At 51.8% G+C, this 25,745-nt stretch carries 27 protein-coding genes and 1 pseudogene; 12 read left to right on the top strand and 16 right to left on the bottom strand.

The genetic code is table 11. The features are described 5' to 3' along the window. Window positions 1-41 precede the first annotated feature (41 nt). From JMJ04_RS35540 to gvpA, 6 genes are all read right to left on the bottom strand, one after another. Window positions 42-284, bottom strand: a complete 243-nt coding sequence (locus JMJ04_RS35540; protein ID WP_201375109.1) for a gas vesicle protein GvpG — start codon at window positions 282-284, stop codon at window positions 42-44. Between the two features lie 14 nt (window positions 285-298). Beyond that, a complete protein-coding gene (locus JMJ04_RS35535; protein WP_201375108.1) occupies window positions 299-1,060 on the bottom strand; it encodes a GvpL/GvpF family gas vesicle protein in 762 nt (253 codons plus the stop codon). Between the two features lie 29 nt (window positions 1,061-1,089). After that, window positions 1,090-2,100, bottom strand: coding sequence for a GvpL/GvpF family gas vesicle protein (locus tag JMJ04_RS35530; RefSeq protein ID WP_201375107.1), 1,011 nt, complete (start codon window positions 2,098-2,100; stop codon window positions 1,090-1,092). A 10-nt stretch (window positions 2,101-2,110) separates the two neighbouring features. Then, entirely contained in the window at window positions 2,111-4,228 is a 2,118-nt protein-coding gene (locus JMJ04_RS35525; RefSeq protein WP_201375106.1) for a CDC48 family AAA ATPase, read from the bottom strand. Between the two features lies 1 nt (window position 4,229). After that, window positions 4,230-5,018, bottom strand: a complete 789-nt coding sequence (locus tag JMJ04_RS35520) for an Hsp20/alpha crystallin family protein (RefSeq protein ID WP_201375105.1) — start codon at window positions 5,016-5,018, stop codon at window positions 4,230-4,232. Between the two features lie 201 nt (window positions 5,019-5,219). After that, a complete protein-coding gene (gene gvpA / locus JMJ04_RS35515; protein WP_201375104.1) occupies window positions 5,220-5,435 on the bottom strand; it encodes a gas vesicle structural protein GvpA in 216 nt (71 codons plus the stop codon). 377 nt (window positions 5,436-5,812) lie between these two features. On the opposite strand from gvpA, the gene JMJ04_RS35510 reads away from it, so the two are divergent. The 7 genes and pseudogenes from JMJ04_RS35510 to JMJ04_RS35485 all read left to right on the top strand — a co-directional run bounded on the left by JMJ04_RS35510 (window position 5,813) and on the right by JMJ04_RS35485 (window position 8,858). Next, the gene (locus tag JMJ04_RS35510) at window positions 5,813-6,085 is read left to right on the top strand and encodes a hypothetical protein (RefSeq protein ID WP_201375103.1); all 273 of its coding nucleotides are present in this window, start codon (window positions 5,813-5,815) and stop codon (window positions 6,083-6,085) included. Window positions 6,086-6,098: 13 nt separating this feature from the next. Beyond that, the gene (locus tag JMJ04_RS35505; RefSeq protein WP_201375102.1) at window positions 6,099-6,908 is read left to right on the top strand and encodes a GvpL/GvpF family gas vesicle protein; all 810 of its coding nucleotides are present in this window, start codon (window positions 6,099-6,101) and stop codon (window positions 6,906-6,908) included. Between the two features lie 9 nt (window positions 6,909-6,917). After that, window positions 6,918-7,073 (top strand): annotated as a pseudogene (gene gvpJ, locus JMJ04_RS49170) (gas vesicle protein GvpJ); the annotation flags it as partial. Window positions 7,074-7,364: 291 nt separating this feature from the next. Next, entirely contained in the window at window positions 7,365-7,646 is a 282-nt protein-coding gene (locus tag JMJ04_RS49165) for a gas vesicle protein K (protein WP_374229182.1), read from the top strand. A 96-nt stretch (window positions 7,647-7,742) separates the two neighbouring features. After that, window positions 7,743-8,012, top strand: a complete 270-nt coding sequence (locus JMJ04_RS35495) for a gas vesicle protein (RefSeq protein WP_201375101.1) — start codon at window positions 7,743-7,745, stop codon at window positions 8,010-8,012. Between the two features lie 100 nt (window positions 8,013-8,112). Continuing rightward, window positions 8,113-8,364 carry a hypothetical protein gene (locus JMJ04_RS35490; protein ID WP_201375100.1) on the top strand — a complete coding sequence of 84 codons (252 nt, stop codon included), beginning with the start codon at window positions 8,113-8,115 and terminating at the stop codon, window positions 8,362-8,364. Between the two features lie 140 nt (window positions 8,365-8,504). Then, window positions 8,505-8,858, top strand: a complete 354-nt coding sequence (locus tag JMJ04_RS35485; protein ID WP_201375099.1) for a hypothetical protein — start codon at window positions 8,505-8,507, stop codon at window positions 8,856-8,858. Window positions 8,859-8,904: 46 nt separating this feature from the next. Here JMJ04_RS35485 and JMJ04_RS35480 read toward each other — a convergent pair whose 3' ends face one another. The 3 genes from JMJ04_RS35480 to JMJ04_RS35470 all read right to left on the bottom strand — a co-directional run bounded on the left by JMJ04_RS35480 (window position 8,905) and on the right by JMJ04_RS35470 (window position 12,564). Further along, window positions 8,905-10,659, bottom strand: a complete 1,755-nt coding sequence (locus JMJ04_RS35480; protein ID WP_201375098.1) for a serine/threonine protein kinase — start codon at window positions 10,657-10,659, stop codon at window positions 8,905-8,907. Window positions 10,660-10,837: 178 nt separating this feature from the next. Then, entirely contained in the window at window positions 10,838-11,251 is a 414-nt protein-coding gene (locus JMJ04_RS35475) for an ester cyclase (protein ID WP_201375097.1), read from the bottom strand. A gap of 263 nt (window positions 11,252-11,514) precedes the next feature. Further along, window positions 11,515-12,564 carry a S66 family peptidase gene (locus tag JMJ04_RS35470; RefSeq protein ID WP_201375096.1) on the bottom strand — a complete coding sequence of 350 codons (1,050 nt, stop codon included), beginning with the start codon at window positions 12,562-12,564 and terminating at the stop codon, window positions 11,515-11,517. A gap of 190 nt (window positions 12,565-12,754) precedes the next feature. Here JMJ04_RS35470 and JMJ04_RS35465 point away from each other — a divergent pair, with 190 nt between their 5' ends. After that, complete coding sequence (locus tag JMJ04_RS35465; protein ID WP_201392951.1) at window positions 12,755-13,090, top strand: four-helix bundle copper-binding protein; 336 nt, start codon at window positions 12,755-12,757, stop codon at window positions 13,088-13,090. A gap of 72 nt (window positions 13,091-13,162) precedes the next feature. Here the strand turns inward: JMJ04_RS35465 and JMJ04_RS35460 are convergent, their stop codons facing one another. The 7 genes from JMJ04_RS35460 to JMJ04_RS35430 all read right to left on the bottom strand — a co-directional run bounded on the left by JMJ04_RS35460 (window position 13,163) and on the right by JMJ04_RS35430 (window position 22,118). After that, window positions 13,163-14,962, bottom strand: coding sequence for an ATP-binding cassette domain-containing protein (locus JMJ04_RS35460; RefSeq protein WP_201375094.1), 1,800 nt, complete (start codon window positions 14,960-14,962; stop codon window positions 13,163-13,165). Further along, the gene (locus JMJ04_RS35455; RefSeq protein ID WP_236038799.1) at window positions 14,959-16,707 is read right to left on the bottom strand and encodes an ABC transporter ATP-binding protein; all 1,749 of its coding nucleotides are present in this window, start codon (window positions 16,705-16,707) and stop codon (window positions 14,959-14,961) included. Before JMJ04_RS35455 ends, JMJ04_RS35460 begins: the two co-directional genes overlap by 4 nt. A gap of 233 nt (window positions 16,708-16,940) precedes the next feature. Then, the gene (locus JMJ04_RS35450) at window positions 16,941-17,432 is read right to left on the bottom strand and encodes a hypothetical protein (protein ID WP_201375093.1); all 492 of its coding nucleotides are present in this window, start codon (window positions 17,430-17,432) and stop codon (window positions 16,941-16,943) included. A gap of 440 nt (window positions 17,433-17,872) precedes the next feature. Continuing rightward, the gene (locus JMJ04_RS35445; RefSeq protein ID WP_201375092.1) at window positions 17,873-18,823 is read right to left on the bottom strand and encodes an alpha/beta hydrolase family protein; all 951 of its coding nucleotides are present in this window, start codon (window positions 18,821-18,823) and stop codon (window positions 17,873-17,875) included. A gap of 30 nt (window positions 18,824-18,853) precedes the next feature. Further along, window positions 18,854-19,630: an SDR family oxidoreductase gene (locus tag JMJ04_RS35440; protein ID WP_201375091.1), complete on the bottom strand. Its 777-nt coding sequence runs from the start codon at window positions 19,628-19,630 to the stop codon at window positions 18,854-18,856. A gap of 268 nt (window positions 19,631-19,898) precedes the next feature. Continuing rightward, the gene (locus JMJ04_RS35435; protein WP_201375090.1) at window positions 19,899-20,885 is read right to left on the bottom strand and encodes a carbon-nitrogen hydrolase family protein; all 987 of its coding nucleotides are present in this window, start codon (window positions 20,883-20,885) and stop codon (window positions 19,899-19,901) included. A 357-nt stretch (window positions 20,886-21,242) separates the two neighbouring features. Then, window positions 21,243-22,118: a pentapeptide repeat-containing protein gene (locus JMJ04_RS35430; protein ID WP_236038797.1), complete on the bottom strand. Its 876-nt coding sequence runs from the start codon at window positions 22,116-22,118 to the stop codon at window positions 21,243-21,245. Between the two features lie 275 nt (window positions 22,119-22,393). Between JMJ04_RS35430 and JMJ04_RS35425 the strand changes: the two genes are divergently transcribed. The 4 genes from JMJ04_RS35425 (at window position 22,394) to JMJ04_RS35410 (ending at window position 25,732) form a co-directional block, all read left to right on the top strand. Then, complete coding sequence (locus JMJ04_RS35425) at window positions 22,394-22,798, top strand: RidA family protein (protein ID WP_201375088.1); 405 nt, start codon at window positions 22,394-22,396, stop codon at window positions 22,796-22,798. A 130-nt stretch (window positions 22,799-22,928) separates the two neighbouring features. Then, on the top strand, window positions 22,929-24,080 hold the full coding sequence (locus tag JMJ04_RS35420; RefSeq protein ID WP_201375087.1) for an acyl-CoA dehydrogenase family protein: 1,152 nt from the start codon (window positions 22,929-22,931) through the stop codon (window positions 24,078-24,080). A gap of 61 nt (window positions 24,081-24,141) precedes the next feature. After that, window positions 24,142-25,488, top strand: coding sequence for a phenylacetate--CoA ligase family protein (locus JMJ04_RS35415; protein ID WP_201375086.1), 1,347 nt, complete (start codon window positions 24,142-24,144; stop codon window positions 25,486-25,488). A 25-nt stretch (window positions 25,489-25,513) separates the two neighbouring features. Further along, window positions 25,514-25,732: a hypothetical protein gene (locus JMJ04_RS35410; RefSeq protein WP_201375085.1), complete on the top strand. Its 219-nt coding sequence runs from the start codon at window positions 25,514-25,516 to the stop codon at window positions 25,730-25,732. Window positions 25,733-25,745 lie beyond the last annotated feature (13 nt).

The raw sequence follows: 25,745 nt of genomic DNA, 5'->3' as shown, positions 1-25,745 counted from the left end.
GGTCATTTTCGCAACACAGCCTTTCACACACCCTCTAGTCTTTACTCGTCTTTATTCTCCCTGGCCATGTTGAGTCTTTCCATAAGCTGGTCCTCTCGCTCATGATACTCCTCCTCAGTGATTTTACCGTTGTCGTACAAGTCCTCCAGCTGCACCAACCCCTCCCTGATTTTGGATTCGTCGGTTAATTCCGCCTCCGCCATCTCGGCAATTTTCTTGAAGATCCCCATCAAGCCTTTTACCGGAAGCATGAGGGCGATTAAGAAACCAGTAAGCATAAACATGGGCAAAGCTCCTCCTACCAATGAATTACGATTTCTACGAAATTGAATGGGACGAGAGAGGACGTGTACTTCAAATTTGTTTTCTCTCCGTACTTCTCTCCCAGGCTATGTACTTTTTCATCAAAAGCACTTTCCCTTTCCCTGAAGGTCAAAAAGGCCGTGTTCAATATGTTCATGTCTCCGTACAAAGAATTCTCTTTCCACTTAAGACTGAGCGGCTTCAGGGCTTCAAGTAGCTCTGCACCTTCTCTTTGTTTCTTTTCCGCCAGTGCTTTTTCTACCAACTCTCCAACTTTTACAGCTCCTGCATACCTTTTCTGCTTATCTTTTTCTTTAAGCAACTTCTGCTTTAGTGCTTTAATATCTTTGTGTTCTTCAACTATTTCCGCGTAAACCGCATCTTTATCCCTCCAAAGTGCTCTTATGCCAAATTCCATTTTATCTGACATTTCCTTCAATAAGTCAACGAATTCCTGGTAACGATCTTTAAGCACTTTATCTATGATTGCATTCTCATTTTCTGCAATCGTACAGAATTTTACGGGTAAGACAGTGCCTTCTTCTACCGCTCTGTCTAACACTTTCGCGTGTGCAAGTGCATTATCCCTGGTCACCGGATATTTGACGACCGGCGAGCAGGAAATAACTGCTGCTATATCCTGGTAGGGTAGGGTATAGACAGTATCGTTTCTGTCGCCAATACCGATTGCCCCTAACTCTTTCCTTTCCCCATCTGCCAAAATGCCATAGAGATAGCGGCCTTCTTGGTTGTTCATCTTTTTCACCTTTCGTTATCTTGCTGGGATCAGCTATCCCATTGAACGTCTTCTTTCCATCGATAGACCTTCGTGTGTATCAGTCCGCCCTCAATGAAATTTCTCAGCGTTCTGTGGGCATTTTGAATTACCTGAAACTCCTGAGAGGTGTCTCCGCTTGTTTTATCAGGATGATATTTTTTTGCAAGCTGGTAATATGCATCACGGAGAGCTTCCTCCGTTATCTCTCCAGTCAAACCAAGCGTGTTTTTCGCCTCTTCGACTTCTTCTGGATCGATCCTTTTAAAAAGAATTGTGGAGAAACTATAGGGAGGAAGTGGACCTACCTCACGAAAATAGACAGTATTCTCCAATTTTTGATCCAGAGAATGAATGGCATTATCAAAAGCCTCCTGATTTTTCTTTTCCAGCAAAAAAGCAGCGTTGAAGATCATATCATCACTTATCATATCGTGTGGGCAAATATCTACTGATTCTTGTTTAAGATCTTGCAATATCAATTGTTGGTATTTATTCTTTTCTGTCTTCAGAGCTTGATCAATTAATTGGCCAAGCAGAACCTTATCCTCTATACTCGCCTGCTCTCCTGCCGACGCAATTTTCTGTTGCATTTCGCGAAGCTGCTCGTTTTGACGAGCAAGAATTGCAAGGACTGCTGGCTGTTCCCACGTGGCCACCACATCCTGTTCTATCTTCCCCTCCACTTTGTCTAACTCATTTCTCAGCAGCGTGTAGCCGTTTTCCAGAAACTCGATGACTCGATCTTCGGTTTCTACCATGGTCCCAAATTTCACTGGCACAGTGGTAAAATGGCCCATTATTTTCTCTATGACCCGTTCGTGGGTGAATAAGTCTTTGATGACTTTTTCTTTACTCAAGGAGTCATAGACCACCTGTGGGCTGTGGGAAATAACAGCGGCTATATCCTTAAACCCTATGGTTTGGACATTAGAGGCTACAGCATCGCCAATGCCAATCGCGCCAAACTCTTGGTGCTCGCTCGTTTTAATAATGCAGTAGCTATATATGCCATTTTGCATACTTTTCCCCTTAAAGACGCGTTACCGTGCCTTGCATTGCCTCGCTAAAATGCCTCTTTTCAATAGTTAATTTCTCTAAATCTTCTTCTTTGCTTTCTAGAAACTCCCGTATTGCCAGAAGACTGGCTTTCTGGCAAATGGAAGCAATTTCTGCCCCGACCATATTCTCAGTTTCCATGGCCAGGCTTTTTGGCGTGACGCCTTTACCTAAGGGCTTCCCTCTTGTATGAACCTTAAAGATCTCCTCCCGCGCTTTCAAATCAGGTTTCGGCATTTCAATTACAAAATCAAACCGTCCCGGTCTCAACATGGCCGGATCTATCAAATCCGATCGGTTGGTACTTGCCAGCACCAGCACGCCCTTCAACTCTTCAATTCCATCCATTTCGGTTAAGAACTGAGCAACTACCCGCTCGGTTACCTGCTCGCCTGTCGTTTTTCCCCGCCGAGGGACGAGCGTTTCAATTTCGTCGAAAAACAAAATGCAGGGGGAAGCCTGCCTGGCCTTTTTAAATACTTCACGAATGCTTCGCTCGCTTTCACCAACAAATTTTGAAAGCAATTCTGGACCGGAGACCGCGATAAAGTTGACTTCCGCTTCTTTGGCAATCGCCTTGGCCATCAGCGTCTTTCCCGTTCCTGGTTCACCAGTTAAGAGAATCCCCTTGGCTGGCCTGGTATTTGCCCTGACATACACTTCAGGATGATATAAGGGATCTTTGACCGTCTCTTTCAGTATTTGCTTGACCTCATCCAATCCACCGATGTCGGAAAAATCGAGTTCTGGTATCTCCGTAAAGAACTCGCGAATGGCGGATGGCTCGATCTCACGCAGTGCATTGAGAAAATCCTCCATGCATACCTCGAGAGAAAGGATGTCCTTTTCTGGCACTACTTTCTGTTCAAAGTCTATATTAGGCATCAGTCGACGAATTGCATGCATTGCCGCTTCACGCGCTAAAGCTGCAAGGTCCGCCCCCACAAAACCATGAGTTAAAAACGCCAGCCGTTCAAGGTCAACGTCATCTGCTAATGGGATGCCCCTGGTGTGAATCATGAGAATTTCGCGTCGCCCATTTTTATCCGGGATCGAAATAACAATTTCTCGATCAAAGCGACCAGGACGGCGAAGGGCTGGGTCAAGAACATCCGGTAAATTGGTCGCGCCGATAATGATGATTTGCCCCCGTTCTTCCAAACCGTCCATTAAGGCCAACAGTTGGGCCACCACTCTACGCTCAACCTGTTTTTCCTCTCCCAAGCCTTCTCTTTTCGGCGCGATCGCATCCAACTCGTCCAAAAATAAGATGGCTGGAGCACTGTGTTTGGCCTTCTCAAAGACACTTCGCAGGTGCGCTTCGGACTCACCATAGAACTTATGGATTATCTCCGGGCCGGAGAGCTGGAAAAAGGTGGCATCGGTTTCATTGGCGATCACTTTGGCGATCAATGTCTTACCACAGCCAGGGGGACCGTGCAAAAGAACTCCTTTGGGGGGATCAACGCCTAAGCGCGCAAAAATATCAGGGAAACGCAACGGGAGCTCTATCATCTCTCGAATGTGCTGCGTTTGATTACCAAGGCCCCCAATATCTTCGTAAGTCAACCGCGCCTCTGTTGCCTTTCCCTGACCTGTGATAGCGATGGTGGTTCGTGGCGTGATCATCACCGCTCCGGTGGGCCGGGTATCCAGCACGCGGAAGTCCTGCTTCTTCGAGCCTAAAAAGGTAGTTTGAACCCTATCCCCGGCAATCACTGGAATAGCTGTGAGTTGCCTGGAAAGGTAAGCCGCGTCTGTGGTCGTTCTATCAATTAAGGTCAAAGGAGAGAGGGTCACTTTTTCTGCTTCCGCGATACTGGTCGCGGCAAGTTTTACCTGTTCGGTAATCCCTATTTGCGCGTTTTCCCTGATAATGCCATCTATCTGGACAATGCCACGTCCCCGTTGCTCAGGAAAGGTTGGCATGATCTTAACAACTGTTTCCCGTTTGCCTTTGAGGCTCACAATCTCCCCTGCGTCGCTAATGCCCAATTTCTCCATCACTTCTGGATCTATTCGGGCAATGCCACGCCCCACATCCCGAGGATTTGCTTCGACTACCTTGAGTTGAACCACCATCTCGGACATGTTACCCTTTACTCATCCTTATCTCTAAAACGCCGTTTCTATATTTGCTGGTCATGGTGCTGGCATCGGCCCCTTCGGGTAAGACCACTTCTCGCGCATACTTGCGTCCTTTGCCTGCAGCAGAGAGCACGAGGATGTCTCCTTTGACCTCGGTGTGAATTTGCTTTCCCTCCACTCCTGGCAATTCGATGATGATTAAAACGTGGTCTTTCTCATCAAAAACATCAGCTAAAGGCTGAATCTCCTCCTCAACGACCGGACCATGAGCAGTCTTTTTCACATTGCCAAATGGTTCCACCACCGGCTTTCCACCAATACCCTGTTTGACGGAGAAGCCATAGACACCTTTGACGCGCCCTGAAGGACTGGTAAATTCCCCTTCGCGTCTCTCTTCTCCCTTCCCTTCCTGCTCCATTTTGGCGACAAAATCGACCAGACTTCCGAGCCCTTGAAAAATGTCGCTGACCGTGAGTTTGCCGAGACCAAAATCAATTTCTAGTTTTTTCTTTTGATCGTCATCTTTCTCTGGTGTACTGCCCTCTTCCTCCTTGTGTTTTCCCTCCTGCTCCTCTTTGAGTTGGGGAATCTCGCGGTTCACCGCCTTAGTGATTTCGGCGAGCCTCTCTTCTATCTGAGCTGCTTGCTGTGTAAATTGCTGAAGCTGCTTTTCAAGGACGCTTTTTTCAACGTCCAGTTGAAGCTGTTTCGAAGTCTCCTCCGTTCCACTATCATGGCTTGAAAAAGCCTCGATAAGATCTTTGAGACCACGAGCTTTTTTGATATCACTCATCCCTTTCGGTCTCTTCATAATTCATCCTTCTCTTCCTATGAATGAAGAAGAACATCTCTCTTCTTCCCACCGTGAAGCGGGGAATCAACAGAGCACCCCCTCCCAAGAGGAGCGTACATTCTCAGTCAGGGGATGGCCACGGTTGCTAGAGATATGATCGTGGAACATTACCAGGATGCCTTCAAGATGCTTTCTTACTCTTTAGGCGGAAGCGGCAGTAGCAGTGAGTCCAATGGCTTCAGCATACTTGAGATATGTCTCCACGGAAGCGACGACTGCTCTGGCTTCAATCGATATCACCTCGATGCCTACGAGAGAGACTCTAATCCAGGCATCAATGACGATCCCTTTATCAAGAATGCGGTCAATTACCTCAGCAATGCTACCAGATGCTGGTGCTGCCTTTTCTACGGGCATGGTTGTTTACCTCCTCAGATTCAGTAACAGGGACTCCTTTTTGCTTCATATGAATGCCTTAGTCAGCCCAACTGCTAAAAACTCAACATCTAGAAGCAATTGCATAAATCCCCAAAATACTCATCCATTCTATTCTTTATCTATGTTGTGTACACGCTCATTATTTGTAATGAGTTACAAAAATCAACGAGATAATAGAACAAAAAATATGATTATATTGATAATTGTGTGTTTGTATAGATGAGGAAAAACACACATTGATGAACTTGAAAATCTTCTTATACTAAAATAGCAGCAGTTGTCCGATGCACTGTTGGGGCTGTTCTGAGAAATTTTCTCGCTTGTAACAGATTCAAGACTTTGGAAGGAGATACAAATTGAGCATCAACGCAGTTAGAGATAGAACCAAGCAATTCTTGAGAGAAGCTTTGGAAACGAAAGAACTTGGCGAGGAGATAAAAATCATTGGCATTGACAAGACCGAGGAGGGTTGGGTTGCCCAAGCAGAAGCGTCAGAAAGAAATGTTACTCTGCCAGGTCACGCGATATTTGAAAAAAAGTATTACGTTGTCAAACTGGATAGTGAGCTTGAGGTTTATTCCTATAAGCAGGTGAAAAGTATTGGAGAGCAGGAGGAGGAGGAAGAATAGAAAGGCTCAAATTATGCTTTCTCACAATGGACTCTATGCCTATGGATTGGTAAGCAAAAAACCTGAGCATCTTGATATTTTGGGGATAGATAATCAAAACAAAGTTTACCCTGTATCAGAAAACGATATGTGCGTAATGGTGAGTAAGGTCGATATTGATGCGTTTCAAAATCGAATCAAAAACCTGGTTTCTGAGTTGACGAGTGGCAAGGATGCTGTCCAGCAGGGAGCTGCGGAGTTGTTACAATCCCACGAGCACATAATTGATACTCTTATGCAGGATACTACCGTTATTCCCTTCAAGTTTGGCACTATTTTAAAAGATGAAAAAGCTGCCTCACAGATGCTACAGAACCAGAAGGAGGATTTTCAAAGTCTTCTCGCTAAATTTACGGGCAAGGTGGAATGGGGAGTGAAGGTCTATGCCAATAAACAAGCCTTGGCGAAGCATCTTATGCAGAAAGAACCCGAATTCATCAGCCTGCAAGAGAAACGAGCAAAATTATCAAGAGGAGCAGCCTATCTCTTTGACAAAAAAATGGAAGTAGAAGTAAAGAATGCCGTCGCAACTCAACTTGCCCAGATCACTGAAAGAATTTTTCATGAGCTAGAGAGAAATGCGTTTGAGGCAAAGCTGAATAATATACTGCCACAAAAAATGACAGGAAAAAAGCAAGAGATGATACTTAATGCGGCCTATTTAATTGAAAGGGGGAGAGAAGCTCTTTTTCGCCAACAAGGGATACAGTTTGTTGAGGAGTATGGTCCCTTAGAATTAGAGCTTGAATTTTCTGGACCATGGCCTCCCTATAATTTTACGTAGGGATAATCTATGGAAAGTCAGGAGAGCCTGAATAACGAACAAATACTTGAGAGTCAACATTTTACGCTTTTGGAACTTTTGGACAGGCTCCTTGATAAAGGAGCGATGGTGAAAGGAGAGATCCTACTCTCTGTAGCTGATATTGATCTTGTTTACCTGAACTTAGGACTCTTACTCTCCTCGGTAAAAACCGTTGAGAACGCTGCCAGAAGAGGTAGCCATGAAGAAGCAGGCTGGCTCGCTCGCCAACCTTCTTCCCAGGAAGCGTTTTTGAATGAGCGGCCCTTGAGAGAAGAGGAAAAGGAGGTTCCACCAGCACCTTTGCCTGAAGAAAAGGACCAGAGAAGTAGTCATGAGGGGAAAGAAGAAGCATCAACTTCTTTGGAGAAAGAAGAGAGGCGAAGTAAAAATGATGAAGAATCCATAGTTAGAGCTTTACCATCAGTCAGTGATCCCATTGCGAACCAAACAACAAAGCCAAAAGCGAATATCGACCCTAAAAACGTAGAAAAAGGCCTGGCCAAACTCGTATTAACGCTGATTGACCTCATACGCCAATTGATGGAGAAACAGGCAATCCGCCGCGTAGAGGATGATCAGCTAAGCAGCGATGAAATCGAAAAAGTAGGAAATGCTTTTTTACTCTTAGAAGAGAAAATGGAAGAGCTTAAAGAGACATTTGGTTTAACGGATGAGGATTTAAACTTGGATTTAGGTCCGCTGGGAGATCTTTTATGAGCACTTTCAACTGCTCAATACATCGCGATTTCGCGAACAAAGGAGGACATTTTTTCGGATAGAGCAAACCAGAGTAGGAGTGAGAAGAGGTTGTCTATGCCAGAACAAATGAGCCGTGTCCAAACAGCGAATTTAGCTGATGTCCTGGATCGAGTTCTTGACAAAGGACTGGTGATCGTCGGAGATATCAAGATTAACCTGGTAGACGTTGAGCTTTTGACGATCAAAATCAGGTTACTGGTCGCCTCAGTGGATAAGGCAAAATCGATCGGCATTGATTGGTGGGAGCACGATCCATTTATCTCTTCTGGTAAGAAGAAGGCACAACTTGCCACAGAAAATGGAGAGGAAGCCGAAGGGACGTAAGGTTACTCGCATGTGACTGACGGGTCACTATCTTTGCTACTCTCGTGTATTAGGAAGGATCGAGGAAGGAATCTGCTCAACGAAAAGGAAAACACAAACCATGGCAAAAACTTTCGATGTTTCATTCTCTGGTGAGGCAGCATCCATATTACAGCATGCCAAACATGCTGCCGACCAGGCGGGAGCAACCCTGAGAGGTGACGAAAATGGCGGCACCTTTTCAGGCAAAGGAGTTGAGGGTCGCTACGAAGTAAGCGGCCATACGGTTCATGTGACAATTACCAAAAAACCTATTGTTGTCGCTGATTCCGTTATTGAGTCAAGACTCCGAGATTTCTTTAAAGAGCGCTAAGTGTTTCATTTGATGTGTGCGCCACGTGTGGCGGCAGAAAAAGAAGGAGGAGAAGAGGGCGCACCCTTGCCTCGGGCTGCTGTCCTCTGCTCTGTATATGCTTTACTGGGAAGCGGCGATGACCGTAGAGGGAGAAATTTATGCGTACAAACATTGCAATACCGGCATTTGCGTTAAGGGAGATCTGTATCGATGTAGGGAAAGTATTAAAATTCATCCGCTTTGATGTATTTGATGGTCGTATTGTTATAAAAGCTCTGGCATTAGGGAGAATCGAGATAACGATGAAATTTCGCCCCTTTGCAGAGAACGGCAAACTTGTTCTCCAGGACATAGAAGTTGAGGGTGCGCTCTGGCTTGCGAATATGTCTAAACCCTGGATTGTGTCAAAAATTCAAAAAACCCTTGAAGAAAGCTCAAAAAAGGTATTTATCCACGATATCTCCACTGTATCAGATAAAATCTATCTCTCATTCTCTCCACGCAAAAGTTGATAGGTTCTGAGTTTTTTGGGCCGTGTTGCGAAAAAGGTATTGTCAATTATGACCAGATCGTCAGGTTTTGGAAACTAGCCTCCACGGGCGCGTCCTGGGCATCGGCCAGGACGCCAATATGACCGCTGTGATAGGTTGCATCCTGCACAGTAGTCTGGAGAACTCCGTTGATGTAGAGGTCAAAGGAGCCATTGTGAGCATAGAGGCCCAGGGTATTGCTCGCCCCTGTCCCCGTTTTGATATCTGAAGACCTATTGTTTACAAGCACGCGAGCATGAGCGCGTGTATTATCGGTATAAACGATGAGCTGGTAGCTGCCATTCAGGTTAATCTGGAAAGCATAGCACACGCCCTCACCTTGCTGCTCATCGAAAATCACACCACCAATATTTCCTTTCAGCATGCGCATGTCGACTTGGAGCTTGAAATTGGCCTCGTTTGTCGCGCTGGCCGTACAGGTTGTGAAGTCGCTCTGTGTCGACTGGCTGACGTGATAGGCCTGTTGTTGAAATGCGCATTTACCCGGCCCATCCTTGCTTATCTCCCAGTTGAAGGCGGCTCCATTATCTGCAAGCGAACTGCTAAGCGAGGGTTTGACGTTAGTTGTGAAAGTTGCCGCTGGATTTGCTTGAATGACGTTCGGCGACTGTGTGCTCGGCTGATTATATACAAGGAAATAGCCCAGCACGCCAATGATGCTCAGTCCGATCAGGAAACCCAGCAGGAGGGGCATAAGTGTGCCTGAGCCTGAACGTTTGCGCCTTGGCACGACAGGCTGAAAAGCTGCGCTCACCTGACTGCGCGGCTCAACATTTTGCCAGACATTCTCTTCTGGCCCAGCAGGTTGGTGCCTATATATAGGTACAGTTTGTTCGCCTGTATGATAGAGCTTCACGGACCTTTGAGCCTGGACCGCGATGGCGTCGATGGTATTTATATCAGGGGCGTGTGCCAGGGCGCTCTTCAAGGCCCACGCGAAGTCAGTCACATCTGGATAGCGTTCGCCCGGTTCTTTGCGCAAAGCACGTAGTAATACGTTATCCGCTGCCTGAGGCAGGTTAGGGTTAAGCGTGCTGGGTAGAGGTGGCGTGACATGAGTATGCTGGTAGGCGAGCTGAGCCTTGCCGCCACGGAAGGGTGTGCGGCCCGTGAGTAGCTCATAGGCCATGACTGCGAGCGCGTACTGGTCGCTGGCGTAGACCGGGTGACCTTGAAGCAGTTCTGGTGCCATATAGGGTGGTGTGCCCCGAATTTGCGTGCTAGTCGTCATCATCGTTGCTAACCTAGCGATGCCGAAATCCGAGAGAAAAATATCAGGTAGTCCCACGATCTCCGTATCTTGAACTCGAATCAGGAAGTTAGAGGGCTTCACATCGCGGTGAATAATCTCGCGGTCATGAGCATGTTGCAGTGCGCTCGCGGCTTGTGTTACCAGGTGGGAAACCTCGTGTGGTGGTCTGGGCACCGTACCCCGCTCGCGCCACCATTGTTCAAGGGTTCCATCCTCAAAATACGGCATCACCATGTATGCCAACAACATGCGCCTCTGCATCTGCTGTCCCGAATCGAAGAGCTGCACAATATAGCGATGGTTTAGACGTGCGATGGCTTGAAGTTCGTGCCTGAAGAGCTGGATATCCCTCTCCACATCCTGTTGTAGAGAGGTATCAATTTTAAGCACCTTAATCGCGACATAGCGTGGCACACGTGGATCTTCAGCCAGGTACACCTCGCCCATGCCACCATTCCCCAATACATGCAGCAGCCTGTAGTGTCCAAGCGTAGAGCCTTCCAGTTGCATCCTCATATCCTTTATACCCGCCATGTAGATCTGTAGGGATAGTCCATTCTATAACATGCCTACTATTGTATGACGCGAAAGGATGCCGTTCTTCAAAACGTGTTTTTCAGATTCGTAATTAGATGATGTGGTACACCGTGGCGACTTGATGGCTGCCACGGTGTACCACATCATCTAATTAACCACCGATGGGCATGCCAAGCTGCTGAGCCAGGTTTAGGCCATCCTGGGAACTCCACTGCTCGACGATCTTGCCATCGGCGATACGCAGGAAGTCCGCGCCCGTCAACACAATCTCTTTGCCCGTGGGGGGAAAGCCTGCGAACATGCCCTTATGCCTGCCGCGCCTGGCGAAGCGGAAGGCGACGATATCACCCTCGCCAATCATATGTATGACTGTATGCGTGGCATCGGGAAAACCACTGCGAAAAGTAGAGATGTTCTCTTTGACGCCCTCGGGACCTGGCGCCTGGTGAGGGCGCGTATGATCCACAAAATCGGGCGCCAGGACTTCTTCCGCGATATCCAGGTTGCCCGTATCCCACATCTCCAGATACCTTTGGACAACAGCTTTATTGGCTTCAATGCTCATCAGAGTCTCCTTCTCTCTCCGCCCGACGCTGCTAAAGCGCGCGTCTACATATCATGGACCAGATGTAGACGTGTGCCCTGTGCCCTTTATGGGTATTTGGTAGCGCCGGTCAGCAGCCTTTTGCATATCGTTATGATTGTAGTTACTCTATCCACTGCTTGTTATACTTCCAACTGCAGGGAATAGTTTCTACCCCGGGAAAGAGAAGTCCCCCAGTAGCTGCGTACGCCAGTAGCGGGACCCGCTACTGGCGTACGCAGCTACTAATACTGCACAAACACGCGCTTCTTAATCCCATCGATGCGTACATAACCACCGCTGGGCACCATGAACTGGGGATCGGTATGGCCAAAGTCCATGTTGGAGACGACTGGCATAGAGGGATGATACTCTTGCAAGGCCTTCAGGATGGCCTCTTCTTGCTCTCGATTGTATGCGTCTTTCTGCTCAGCAGAGATCTGGCGATCAAAATTCCAGGCCTTGGGACGTCCCATAAGCAGTGCGGAGAACTGTTGTAGCAGCCCACGCTCGCCCATGCCAATAAGAACGCGATAGACATACCCCGCCGAAGGCATCTCCTCGGAAGTCTCCAGGAAGAGCACGCAGTCTTTATAGTGCTCAAGCGGCTGGAGGTAGCGGTGTGCGCGCAGGTGATAGTCAACAATCTCCAGGCAGCCACCCCAGAGCGTCCCCTCAATGATGCGTCCCGCGTTCTGCCATTTCCAGCCAGGATTGCTGAACATAGGCACGCGCAGGCGTAGCTTCTCCGGCTCTCCCCAGTTATAGTTCTCGTCGGACCACTCGGGCGCGGGCCTGATCTCAACCTCGCCCCCCTGAAAGAGGGCATGGCGCAGTGACTGTACCGAATATTCATCCATCGCATAGTAGCGACCAAACTGCGTCATGATCGCGCCCCCATAGTAGGAGACGATGCCCAGGTTCCAGAGATAGATGTGCAGATTCGTGGCGTCGCTATAGCCCAGGAAGAGCTTGGGATGGGCGCGCAACACCTCTGGGTTCAGGTGTTTTAATACCTTAATCTGGTCATCGCCACCAATCGAGCAGATAACAGCCTTGATCTCGGGGTCTGCGAAGGCCGCCATGATATCGCGCGCTCGCGCCTCTGGAGATGTGTTCATCTTGCGAGTGCAGGAATATTCCACGGGTATCAGGCCAAACTCTTCGCGCAACCTTTGCAGGCCCAGGTCAAAGACCTCGGGAAAGATCTCAGGTAGGCCCGCCGAGGGCGAGAGTATGGCCACCTTGTCTCCGGGCTGTAACTTTACGGGATAGATAAATTGCTTGTTCTGCATATGTTATTGACAGACCTCCTTGCGTCTCAACTATAAGTTCTTAGTGTAGCATGCGTGGGCAAGCGAGCATGAACAGTATGGTTCTGATACGCTGTTGAGGCATTTTTCCTGTTATACTGGAGTTAATTTCTTAGGTGGCGTGACGTGTAGTGAGTAGGGCCATAGCAACATTAGAAAGGAAGATGATAGTATGGCAGAGAGTAGTTCCCCATTAACAGGTCAAGTGCAAGATACTATTCGTGATTGTTTACGCTGTCACACAGCATGTATGGAGTCTGCAGTGATTGCTAAGCAGAAGCAAGCCGCACATGGCAACGTGATGCTTGACTGTTCAGAACAGGCCCTGGTCACAGCTCATATGCTGCTACGTGACTCTCCATTAGCTGGTTATGCCTGCCAGGCGTGCTCATCTGCCTGCGCACACTGTGCTGATGTCGCGAACCGGATTGGAGATACCGACTGTGCTAATGCCTGCCGTGCCTGTGAGAATGCCTGTACTCAGCTGGTCAAGATGGTACCCTTCTAGGGTTTCTACCCTAAAGAGTACAGGGTACACGGCTACTTACAAGATGGAACGAGATAGAGTAGAGCCTAAGCCTCACTCTATCTCGTCTTTTAGCCAGAGATAGCGCATTTCTGAGCTTTGGTCCAGAACCTCTTCGAGACGCCCGCAGGCCTCGATATAACCCTCCTTGAGTACGATGACCTGGTCGGCGCGTTGTAGTATAGCCCGGCGATGCGAGACAACCAGGCTGGTGTGCTGCTCTTCGCTGAAGAGGCGCTCCCAGAGCCGTGCTTCGGTAGCAACATCTAGAGCGCTGGAGAGGTCGTCGAAGACCAGCAGCTGGGCGGGACGTACCAACATACGTGCCGCCGCGCTCCGCTGGGCCTGGCCCCCGGAGAGCTTGACACCTTTGACGCCAACAACCGTCTCCAGGCCAGCCTCAAGTTGTATCACATCCTCCTCCATAACCGCATTTTGTATAGCCCCATATAGCTGTTCCTCGCTTGCGGGTAGGCCAAGCAGGATATTCTCGCGCAGGGTATCGCTGAAGAAGTGCGGCACTTGTGGCGTATAGGCGCAGTGTGGAGGGACGAAGAAGATGGCGGGCTCGGCGACTTTGACGCCGTTCCAGGTGATCTCTGCCCCTGCTTCTGCTGGTAGGAGTCCCAGTAGTGTACGAAGCAGCGTTGTCTTGCCCGAGCCCATGCGGCCCGTAATCACGGTAAGCGTGTTGCCTTTGATCTCCAGGTTAATGCCAGTAATGCCGCGCCCGGTGTCGGGATAGTGATAGGAGAGATTGTGCGCCTGTAAGATGTGGAGTTCCGAGGCGAAGTACTTGGCTGGCAGGGTAATTTGAGGCAAGGGATGCTGAAGGTAGAGTTCGGCAGGCGCGACCAACGCTGTGTCGGGCGCGCCCTGGAGTAGCGCCCGCAGGCGGGTGAGCGAGACGCGTGTCTGCGTGACCTGTGCCAGCAGAGTGCCGATGCTTTGTACAAAATTTGTAATGTTGCCCAGGAACGAGATAAAGAGCGCGATATCGCCCACGCTGAAGTGTTCGCTACCACGCGCGATAGCTGCCAGGATCAGGATGGCGCCGATGCCGATCCCAACCGTGTTACCAAAGAGCGAGTTCAGGGCTGCGCTTAGCACGCTATCCTGAACCATCGCGTCATGTCGGCGCTTATTGAGGTGGGAGAAATGTTCGGTTACACGCTCTTCAGCTCCCGCAACCTGGATGGCCTGCACCGAGCCGAAGATCTCACCAATGGCTCCCGTTACCTCAGCCGTGGCGGCTCGGCTGGCGACCCGGTACTTCTCCAGGCGTTTCTTCATGCTCTGAGCTACGATGACGACGCAGAGCAATGGCAGGAAGACAAAGAGTGTGATGCGCACGCTGGTATGGAGCATGATAACCAGGGCGATGCTGGTAAAGCAAGTCAATGCGAAAACGTTTAGTAGCCTGCTAAATAGCTGGGCAAAGATCTCGATATCGTCGCGGAAGCCGCTGATGGCCTCGCCTGTAGAGCCTGGAAGAGGCCTGGCACCGGGTCGCTCCAGGATGCGCTTGAGTATATTATGGCGCAGGGTTTGTGTGGTTTTAAAGAGCGCAGTAACCAGGGCGCGGTTGCCAAGGGAACCCAGAATTGCCCGCGCCAAGGCCGCCAGGATAAATGAGAATGGGAGGAGCCAGAGCGCCAGGTCTGGCCCGCTTTGCTGTTGCAACCTGTTGAAGAAGACCTGGAGTAGCAGGCTAAAGGCCAGGCGTCCTGCCAGAAAGAAGGAGAGTGGAAGCAGCTCGCTAGCGGCATAGCGCCACGGCTGCTGGCGTAGTAGGAGCCAGAGCATGTGTGGCAGGCTAAGGGTCTGTCTTGTCGCTGTCTGTGTCGTAGTCATGCCAGAGCCTCCTCCAGACCTAGATGCAGGAGTTGCGCGAAGCGTGAGTCGGGATCATGCGCAAGCTCTGTGCGTTTGCCATGTTCCACAATACGCCCTTGCTCAAGAATCAAGATCTCATCGGCGCGCTGGACCGTCGAAAGGCGGTGCGCGATGATTAAGGCGGAGCGCCCGCTGAGGAGATGGTTCAGCGCGCGCTCCATCAGGCGCTCGGTTGCCGGGTCCAGGCGCGCCGAGGCCTCGTCGAGAATGATCAGCCCCGGTTTATGCAGGAAGATACGCGTCAGGGCTAGCAATTGTGCCTCGCCAGCCGAGAGTCCGCTTCCATCCTGGCCGATAATTGTATCCAGGCCCGTTGAGAGCGAGTCGTACCAGCTCTTCAGGCCAACCTGCTCGATCTGTGCCAGGATATATGTGTCGCTAAGAGCGCGATCGAAGAAGGTCAGGTTATCGCGTACCGAGGCGTGAAAGAGCTGTACATCCTGTGTCACAAACCCAACATGGCGACGCAAATCGCGCAGATAAGGCTCCCGCAGTGAAACTCCGCCCAGGCAGATGCTCCCCTCCTGCGGATCATAGAGCCGGGCGAGGAGGCGCGCCAGCGTGGTCTTGCCACTACCGGTGCGACCCAGCAGGCCAACGACTCTTCCCGGCTCCATATGAAAGCTAATGTCATGCAGCACCTTCTGCCCAGGTGTATAGCCGAATGAGACCTGCTCAAAGTCGATGGCGAGTGTTCCTTCTGGCAGAGGCGTTCCCTGTCCATCTGAAAGGAGGGTTCGAGTTTGTAGCAGCCCCTCAATGCGCTGGATGCAGGCCTCTGCCTGCTGTAGATCCTGCATATGCATTTGGATAGTGTCAAGCGGTTGAGATAGCAGGTCAGTGTAGCGAAAGATAGCGTAGATCGTGCCTACAGCAATCAACTTCATGCTCCACAGGTAGACGCCGATAAAGAGCGAGAGGCTGGTGCCGCAGACGAAGAGGAAGAGCACAGTCACATCCAGGTTGTTTGTCATAATAAGCGTTCGCCGCTGGATGGGAAACCAGGCGCGAATAATCTGGTAGAAGCGCAGCATCACATAAGGTACGGCGCCGTTGCCACGTAGGTCCTCGCTACCCGAGATGTGCTCGCTCAAGAAGCCGAAGAAGAGCGCGCTCTGCTGGCGATTCTCTTTCCACAGGGGCAGCACGCGACGCCTTATAAGCGTGATTACTACGAGCATCGTCGCCGAGAAGGCTACCATTACGATACCAAGCAGCCAGTAAATAGTGAAGAATATGCCGAGAATGCCTGCCAGCAGCAGCAGGTTGATGAGTAGCTCGACGAAGAATTGCGAGAAGAAATTGGAGAGCGCGTCCACATCACCATCGATGCGCTCGATAAGCTCACCGGAGCTACGCGTCTTATGAAACGAGAGGTCAAGCGCGAGGCAGTGGCGCACCAGATCGGTCCTTAGACGGTTAGTAGCCGTCCAGGCGATAGTGCCACTCAGGTAGGTGCTCAGTACGGCCACACCTTGCGTAAGGAGCGCAATGACGATATAGGCGCAACCAGCGAAGAGCAACGTCATCGTATCGCCGCCCGCGACAAAGGTATTGATGAAATATTCAATGATCTTAGGGCTGCTTAATTGCAGCCCTATATCTACCAGTAAGATGCATGTCAGAGCGAAGATTTTTGGCCCCTGTGGCCTGAGATAGACAGAGAGTAGCGCCAGGTAGCGCCGGACAGGGAAGCGCACCATCAACTCCTTTCACAGCAAAAAGAGACAACGAGGTCCCACGGGACTCAACTACGTAAGATGCTCCAAAGAAGGAAAGCACAAAGTTCAAACCATGAGGAACGCGAAAAAAACGCGCGAAGGCTATTATAACATATGCATGAGTTGGTGTGTGGATGGTTAGAAGGGTGTGGTGTGGTCCAGCTTGGGCATTTGCCCGAGCTGGACCACACCACACCCTTCTACTCCTCAGCGAGCTAGCGAGCTGGGATGGTAAGGAGTGGACGGAGCAAGAGCCAGAGGAAACGCGACATCAAGGCTGTTATACAGAGCCAGATGCCACTAAAAACGTAGAGCCAGAGCGCCTCCTGATCAGTAAGGAAGCTCTGGGGATTTTGCGGCATGTACCAGAGTGAGATGTGCTCGCCATTAGTATAGAGGTTATTGCAGACACCTTCACGCGTCTCGCGCACGGCCTTTCCCTGCTGATCTGAAAACTGGAAGGCAAAAATGGCCGTTGTGGCGTTGTCGCCTTGAGTAGCATAGTCATCAGCACCGCACGAGGCCACTTCTTTTGCGACGGCGCCTGTCTCTACGCCGCCAATTCGCACCAACCACGGTGGGACGCCTAGCCAGCCTGCTAGGCCAAGCAAGATGAGGAGTATAAGTATACAGCCTCCTGTAAGGAATAAATGGATGCTTCTAGGCAAAAGAATATTTGCCGTCTGCCTCTTGTTCACCAGAGCCATGGATCTTTCTCCAGTCAATATATTGTGTTGGCTTTAGAGTCCTTTTGTTCTTCATATCCATAACGCTGCCTGCCTGCATTTTTTGCCTGTGCGATGAGTCTCTTCAGCATGTGAACTTGTAAAGGAGATATTCAGGCCAGCCTGAAGCAGTATGCCGTAAATGCTATAGATCACACTTATCAAAAATCTGAATCCCCGAGTAGATATATCACAATCGATAATCTGTGATTGATAGCATGGCTCGCTATGTCGCGTAGCTCATAGAGTGCCTTATAGGCTGGAGCATAGATTATGGGTTGCTGGTAGTTAAATTCAGCAGCCCAATCGGTTGTGACCTGGGCGAGATGTTCGTCGCTTAGCCGGGCAAAAAGCGTGGCGAAGGTGTGTGTAAGAAGTGTGAGCGATTCCGTTTCGCCATCATACCAGAGTTCTTTTTCAGATTAAGTATCTTGTAACCAGCGATCAAGGAAGGCGTAGGCTTCGGCTTTGACATTAGAGGGGAAACTGTGCCCAGCAGGGAAGATGAGGGCCTGGAAGTGGTCGGGCACACCTGCCTGAGAGTAGGCTTGCTGGGCGTGTTTGGCCAGGGCTCGTACTCCATCTATAGGGAAAAGGGGATCGTGCTCGCCTGCTGTAAGCATGAAGGGGCGCGGGGCCAGGGAGGCTACAAGGGCGTCCATGTCGCCTATTTCGAGCATGCCGGGGATATAGGCAGCGAAATTATGATTGATATTGTCGCGCAGGATGGTGCTTAGCAGGCCAAAGCCACAGGAGGAGACGGCGGCGCGTATCCGTTCGTCGTACCAGGTAAGCCAGAGTGTCTCCTGTCCACCGAGCGAATGGCCGATAGCACCCAGGCGTGAGCGATTTACGTCTGGTAGGGAAGAGAGGAGATCGAGGCCGCAGGAGAGATCATGAAGATACTTTGCCTGTAAGTTTGAGCCGGAGAGGAGGCGTTTGGTGAACTCGAAGCGTTCATAATTCATGCCGTTGAGCGCGTAGTGCGCCTGGCGCTCTTCCTCTGAGGGCCGACGATCCTCGAAGCACAATTGATCAGGGCAGAGTACGATATAGCCACGGCGGCAGAGTTCCTGGCCGTAGAAATATATGGGATCACCAACTACTCCAGCAGGTTCGGATTTCCCTAGCTCGAACTGGCCTGCGTGCTGATGAATAGCCAGTATTGCGGGCCAACCACCCTGAGGAGCATCTCCTTTGGGTATGAGAAGCCATGCGGGCACGCGTTCGCTGTGTTCTACCATGTAGGTCAGGGCTATACGTGTGTAGTCGCCCTCGTCTATGGAACTACTAAAGACTGGCTCGAGGGGGACATGCTCTGGAAAGCGTCCCAACCGTGTTAGTAGGGCCTGGCGTAACTCGCTACTGGACATAGCTTCTCTCCTCTCAATATCTCTGTTTGTTTACCAGGCCGTAGAGCCGCCATCGACGACGATGGTCTGACCCGTCATATAGGCTGCGGCGGGCGAGGCAAGCAGAACGATCACACCTTTTATGTCATCGGGTGCGCCGAAGCGGGCCAGGGGGATACCCTCCTGCATCTGTTCGCCGAACTTGGCGAGCAGACCTTGCGACATACGTGTGGGGAACCAGCCAGGTGCGATACCGTTGACGGTGATGCCGTATTGCGCCCAGCTCGTGGCCAGGTCACGTGTCATATTGATGATGGCGGCCTTGCTGGCGTGGTAGCCTGCTGCGCGCATATACTTGGGGTGCCCACCGGTCAGTCCGGCCACGGAGGCTATGTTAATGATGGTGCCACCCTTGCCACGCGCGATCATGTTTTTTCCTACGAGCTGGCTCATCAGGAAGGTGCCTTTGATATTGACATCGATCACGTGCTGGAACTTATCCAGGGGCATCTCCTCGGCGGGCGCGCCCCAGGTGGCACCGCTGTTATTGACCAGGATATCGATGGCGCCAAAGTGTTCCTGGGTGGCAGTGACGACGCGCTCGACATCCTCTGGTTTAGTGATATCACATTCGAGGGCCAGGGCTTTGCCGCCTTTGGCCGTAATCTCGCGTGCGACCTCCTCGCAGGCTGCGAGCTTACGCGAGCAGAGCACGACGTTGGCTCCTACCTCTGAGAGCGCCTCCGCGAAATATTCTCCCAGTCCCCGACCGCCGCCGGTGATGATGGCTGTCTTTCCATCCAGGCGAAATAGATCTAATACACTCATGGTAACGTCTCCGTTCTTACTTGTTTGCTTCTCAACACTGAGTCTGCTAGAAACGCTATCAATCACACCCTGGCCTATCCTTCAGCCAGAGACGGAATCGCTCACACTCTGGCGGCGATTCCTGCTGTTATATCGCTTTTGCTGAATCTATCATACGACATCCAGGGCCGAGATCGCTCACACTGTCTCTTCGTACCTATGGTGCTCGGATATAAACAGTATTGGTGGTTTGCGTACGCAAACCACCAATACTGTTTTCTATTATGCGTTACTCTTTGAAGTGTTTGCCCTGGGCATTGACGCGAATGAATGGATATTGAGTTTGTGTCTCAGTGAGAGCGCCATAGAGGTGAGGGCGACGGAAGGTATTGCCCAGGGCCTCGCGTAGACGGAAGTCGCGCAGGGCTTCCAGGTCAAAACTTGCTATGTAGATGCCCTCGCCCTCACCAGCCTCGATCAAGAGCATATCCCGCGATCCCTGTGGGCCATAAGCGATCCCATCGAAGGCTATTGAGTGGCCATTATTCTGGGGCGCGGCATAGTTAGCCATTGCGACACCAACCATGTTTTCGTAGGCCCGAGTGCGAAATTGTGTCAGCCGATTAATCTCCAGGTCACAGGCGTTGGGTACCAGGATAATCTCGGCCCCCTGTAACATAAGCAGGCGTGCGGTCTCAGGGAATTCGCGATCATAGCAGATCATGGCTCCCACTTGAATAGGGCCTTGAGCTGTGTCCAGCAAGCAGACTTCAACGGTATCGCCGGGTGTCAGAGCTGCTTCGTTCCAGCTAAAGGCACAGGTATGCATTTTGGCATAGGTCAGAACGATCTCGCCATGGCGATCGATTAAGGAGACGCTGTTGCGTGGAGCGCCAGGCCATGCCTCCAGGTAGGTAAGGGCAATAGCCATCTGGAGTTCACGCGCGAGCTGTTGAAAGTGGCGAATAAAGGAGCTATCGCGAGCAATGGCCTGCCCCTGCCAGACGATGTCCGGGTCGGGCATACCACGAGCGGCTAACTCTTCGCGGTTCTGCCATTTCTCGGGCGCTTTCCACAGATCATCTTCAGGTGTGTTCGCTCCCTCAGGAAGAGGCTGGGCGGGTGAATAGCCTACATTCCACATCTCGGGGAAGAGCGCGATGTCTGCACCCATGGCTTGTGCCCGGCGACAAAATAGCTCACCTTTCACAAGATTGGCTGCCTGGTCCCTATCACATGAAGTCATCTGAAGCAGGGCGATATGAAGTTGTTGCATTGTAATATATTTGCCTTTCTTGTAGTCAATTAATGGAAATTGTTGATGAGAATTGTGAATGGGGGGTGTTGATAGAGGTGAGAATGGAGGTGGCCCACGAGGGAGGTAGACTTTGAAGAAGTAAGAGACACAAAGATATATGCGACAGATTGCGAAATATGTTCTATCTGCCTGGAGGAGAATGCTAGAAGATGTGCTGGCTAGCGCGTGTCAGCGTCAATAGTGTGCAATCATTGCAGCCTCTGTCTGTAGTGAAATTTGTCTGTGAGCTTAGAGTAGCATCATGTTCATGATACTGTCAAGCAAATACTAGCCTTTCACAAGGTTTCTCAAATTTTGCTTTTGCGCCTCTGGTGCTCAAGAGTGAAAGTATACGTGTGTGGTTTTTAAGGTTTGCCAATGTGTTGGGTGTATGAGGGATGCTGGCAGTCTCGTTTCGCTGTTGCCCCTGGCTGAGTCGAGTTGGGACTGAATGAGAAAGAGGCTCCCAGTGAGATTGGCGCCCCTGAGATCAGCATCCCTGAAATCGGCCCCGATCAGGTCGGCCAGGCGCAGGTCGGCGTCTCTGAGGTCAGCCCCAATAAGATATGCTCCACGCAAGTTGGCGCCCCTGAGATCGGCGCCTCTAAGTTTGGCTCCGATCAGATCAGCCCCTCTGAGCTCTTTATTCTTATACTTGAAGTCGGCCCGTACCAGTTCGCTCGCGCGTAGCAGCAGGTTATTAATCTCTTGCTGGTGGGTCGCCACGTCCAGCTTTATAAGGACATCGGGGCTGTTGTGTGTGAGGCGTTCGGTTTCTCCCAGCGCAAGGCTAAGTTCCTGGTGGAGCGGGCTGGCTGGTTGCAGCGTCAGGGCTTCACTCAGATACCAGAGTAGCTCATGCAGGTCTCGCATGACTGGGAAGACTGCGAACATCTGCCGGGCGTTTTGTGGAGCCTGTCGCCAGTCCTGGCCACCGAAGGTAACCTGGGATACCTTTTGCCCAGCGCCGAAGCAGTCGTACACTGTGCAGCCCCGAAAGCCCTGCTGTCTGAGGCGCGTGTGAATGCCGCAGCGAAAGTTCGCCTGCAGATTGGGACAGACTTGCCCAGCGTTTTTATTGATTGCGAAATCTACCGAGGCTGAGAAGGCGGGTGCGACACAGCATAGCGCGAAGCAGCGCTCACAGTCAGCTCGCAAGTCGAGGCGCTTTCTTGCAATAGTAAGTTCTCTCTGTTCACGTTTTTTAGTCAATGTGTGCGCCATCCTGTCTTATGTCTATGTATTCATTGAGAGCGATAGTTTTTCCATGTGTTATTGTAACAGAATCTTCGCGCCTGCGGCGCTCATGGGGGTGTGGGTGGAAAGCGGGCAAGGCGCCGCTTTCCACTCACACACACCCGAACGCCGCGAGCCGAGGCAAGAACTGAAAAGCCCTGTATTAAAAAGTCTCACTTGAAGCAGTGTATAAAAGGAAGTTATAATACATTCATTAACCAACGTTGTGAATTAGAGTCAGAGAGGCCTCTATGCACAAAGAGCTTGTGAATCCGCCTGAGCTGGCGCAGCCAAGCGGGTTTAGTCATGGCGTCATCTCCTCGGGTGGGAAGCTCCTCTTTCTGGCCGGGCAAACGGCCAGCGATCCAGAGGGTCAGATCGTCGCTCCAGGCGATATCGTGGCCCAGTATGAGCAGGTCTTGCGCAACCTTAAAACAGTGGTGGAGTCAGCGGGTGGAAGTATGCAGCAGATTGTAAAGATGACTATTTTTGTGCGTGACCGCGATCTCTACCGTCTGCACCTCAAGACCCTGGGCCGGGTCCATCGCTCCTTCTTTGGCCGCTACTATCCCGCGACTGCCCTGCTAGAAATCTCGCGCTTCTTTCAAGACGAAGCCCTGATCGAGATCGAAGGCATCGCCGTATTGGAGGCATAGTTGCGCTACTTACGTACGTGCCTACTCTGGCTGGCATTGTAAAGCCTGGGTTGCTGTTTCGCAGGGCCACGTTGGCTTGGCATTGGTCACGTAGCCGCGTACGCAAGTAGCGGGCAAAGGAGCACCGATCATGGATTTTGCATTAAATCAGGAGCAACAGCGGGTACAGGAGGCTGCTTGTCGCTTCGCCCAAGAAGAGGTTGCGCCAGTGGCACGGGCCGCCGATGAGACGGGCGAGTTTCCTATGCATCTTGTAAAACGCATGGGGGAACTGGGTTTTCTGGCGGGACCGGTGGGGCGAGAGTATGGCGGCGCGGGCCTGGATTTTGTGAGCTACGCGCTCCTCTGTGAAGAACTGGGGCGCGTGGACGCCTCGGTGCGCGGCTTTCTGACGGTCCATGCCGGATTGGTCGCGCTCTGTATTCAGAACTGGGGCAGCGAAGAGCAGAAGCGGCACATCCTGCCACGCCTCGCCAGTGGTGAGTCGATTGGCTGCTATGCCCTGACCGAGGTCAACGCGGGGTCAGATGCCGCGAGCATGGAGACCACGGCACGCGAGGAGGGGGATAGCTACGTCCTCAATGGTGAGAAGATCTGGATCACTAATGGTCTAAGCGCCACCACCGCGATTGTCTTTGCCACGCTGGATCGCGGACTGCGCCACAAGGGCATCTGCGCCTTTCTGTTGGAGGGTAATCCCCCAGGTTGCCAGCGTGATCCCATGCCAAACAAAGAGCTGGGCCATCGCGCCTCTGAACACGCCCGCATCACCTTTAAGGAGTGCCGCGTCCCCAGGTTGGCGCTGCTGGGTGAACCCGGTCAGGGTTTCGCCATCGCTATGTCGGCCCTGGAGTGTGGGCGCATAGGGGTGGCTTCGGGCGCGGTCGGCATCGCTCAAGCCTGCCTTGATGCCTGCGTCGATTATACCAGGCAGCGTCGCCAGTTTGGGCAACGATTGGCCGACTTCCAGATGCTCCAGGGGACGCTGGCCGACATGGCGGCAGATGTTGACGCGGCCCGCCTGCTAACCTACCGCGCTGCCTGGACCAAGGACTGTGGTCTGCCCGCGATGCGCGCGACCTCCATCGCCAAGCTCTTCGCCACCGAGGCGGCAATGCGCGCCGCCTCTGAGGCCGTGCTCCTACATGGCAATCGTGGCTACTCCAATGAATATCCCGTTGAACGCCACTACCGCGATATCAAGGGTCTACAAATCTATGAGGGAACCAGCCATATTCAGCGCGTGATTATCGCCCGCGATCTGGTTGGACGCGAGCGTTAGCCGTCATCCGGGAGGGTGCTCCTGGTATTTCGCTCTCTCGGGCAATAGGAGGGACATCTATATGGCCTACGCGGACTACTGGAATCCCAAGAACGAGACTCGCCCACGTGAGGAACTGCAGGCGCTCCAGCTTGTAAAGCTGCGCCGCCTCTGTGAGTGGGCCTACACCAAGGCTCCCTTTCACAAACGGCGCTTCGAGGCCGCGAACTTTCATCCTGAACAGCTCAAGACGCTCGATGATATCCGACGCATCCCCATGATGACGCGCGAGGAGTGGATGGCCTCGCAGGTTGAACGGCCCCTCTTCGGCGATATGCTGGCGAGCGAACAGCGCAACGCCATTCGTTATCATCTGACCTCTGGTACCTCGGGCCGTGTGCCACTACGTGTGCTGGATAGTATGAAAGACTGGGACTGGATCGGTGAGATGTGGTGCTATGGCCTGTGGGGCTTCGGTGTGCGCCCGGAGGATACAGTGTATTTCGCCTTTGGTTACGGCTCTTTTATTGGCTTCTGGGGCGCACACTATGCTTGTGAGAAGATCGGTGCGCTGGTTATTCCAGGAGGCGCGCAGACGACAGAGGCGCGTATCAAGCAGATCGTTGAGATGGGGGCTACCACCATCTGTTCCACGCCAACCTATGCTCTACACATGTGGCAGAAGGCCAGCGAGATGGGCATCGATCTCGCCCAAGAGAGCAAGGTCGACAAACTGATCCTCTCTGGCGAACCCGCAGGCTCAATTCCAGCGGTCAAGCAACAGTTGGAGACGGCCTGGGGTGCCAAATGTGGCGATACGGCGGGCATGACTGAGGTGGGAACTATCATGATCTTTGAGTGCGCGCACCAGCCTGGCGGGACGCATATCATTGAGGATCATTTCATCGAAGAGGTGCTTGATCCCCATACGGGCGAGCCTGTAGGCTATGGCGAACTGGGCGAGCGTGTCGTCACCTCCTTTGGGCGCGGCTTCATCCCCGCCATTCGCTATCGTACCAAAGACATGGTGATGAAGGTTCCCGCCAGCCTGTGTGACTGTGGGCGCACCTATGATATCTACGAGGGCGGCATTCGCGGGCGTTGGGACGATATGAAACTTATTCGCGGCACCAACGTCTATCCCCGCGCTGTGGAAGCGATTGTACGTGAATACGACGCCATCGACGAGTTCCAGATCTACATCTGGCGCAAGGACGAGATTCAGGATGAAATCACCATCAGGTTGGAGATCAAGCCTGGGCGCGAGGGCGAGTGGGAGCGCTTGCAGCCGAGCCTGGCGCGTGACCTCTCCAACGCCCACGAGGGGCTACGCTTCAACCTGGAGCGTATGGAGTACGGCCAGCTCCCCCACTTTGAACTCAAGGCCCGACGTCTCATCGATAGCCGCCCCATCGCACAGTACAGCTAGCTGCTAGCAGCAGAGGAGAAGAAGTATGACCACATCCACAACACCTGAGGACCTGCTGGGGCAGCCCCTCAGCCCGGCGGAGCAAGAACTTCTCGGCGCCTACGAAACCCTCAAGCAGCTCGCCAGCCGGGACGATCTCCCGCCTTGCGCCAACAGCAATATCCGTAAGGCTCTCGCCGCCCTCTGGCAAGCCACCAACGACCTCAACCTGCAATATGAGCAGCTCTACGACCTGGGAGTGTAATCGAATCCAGTGA

The sequence above is a fragment of the Ktedonobacter robiniae genome (assembly GCF_016587375.1).
Lineage (GTDB): Bacteria > Chloroflexota > Ktedonobacteria > Ktedonobacterales > Ktedonobacteraceae > Ktedonobacter > Ktedonobacter robiniae.
Note: the sequence above shows the minus strand (reverse complement) of the source record. Positions and strands in the feature narration are given on the sequence as shown.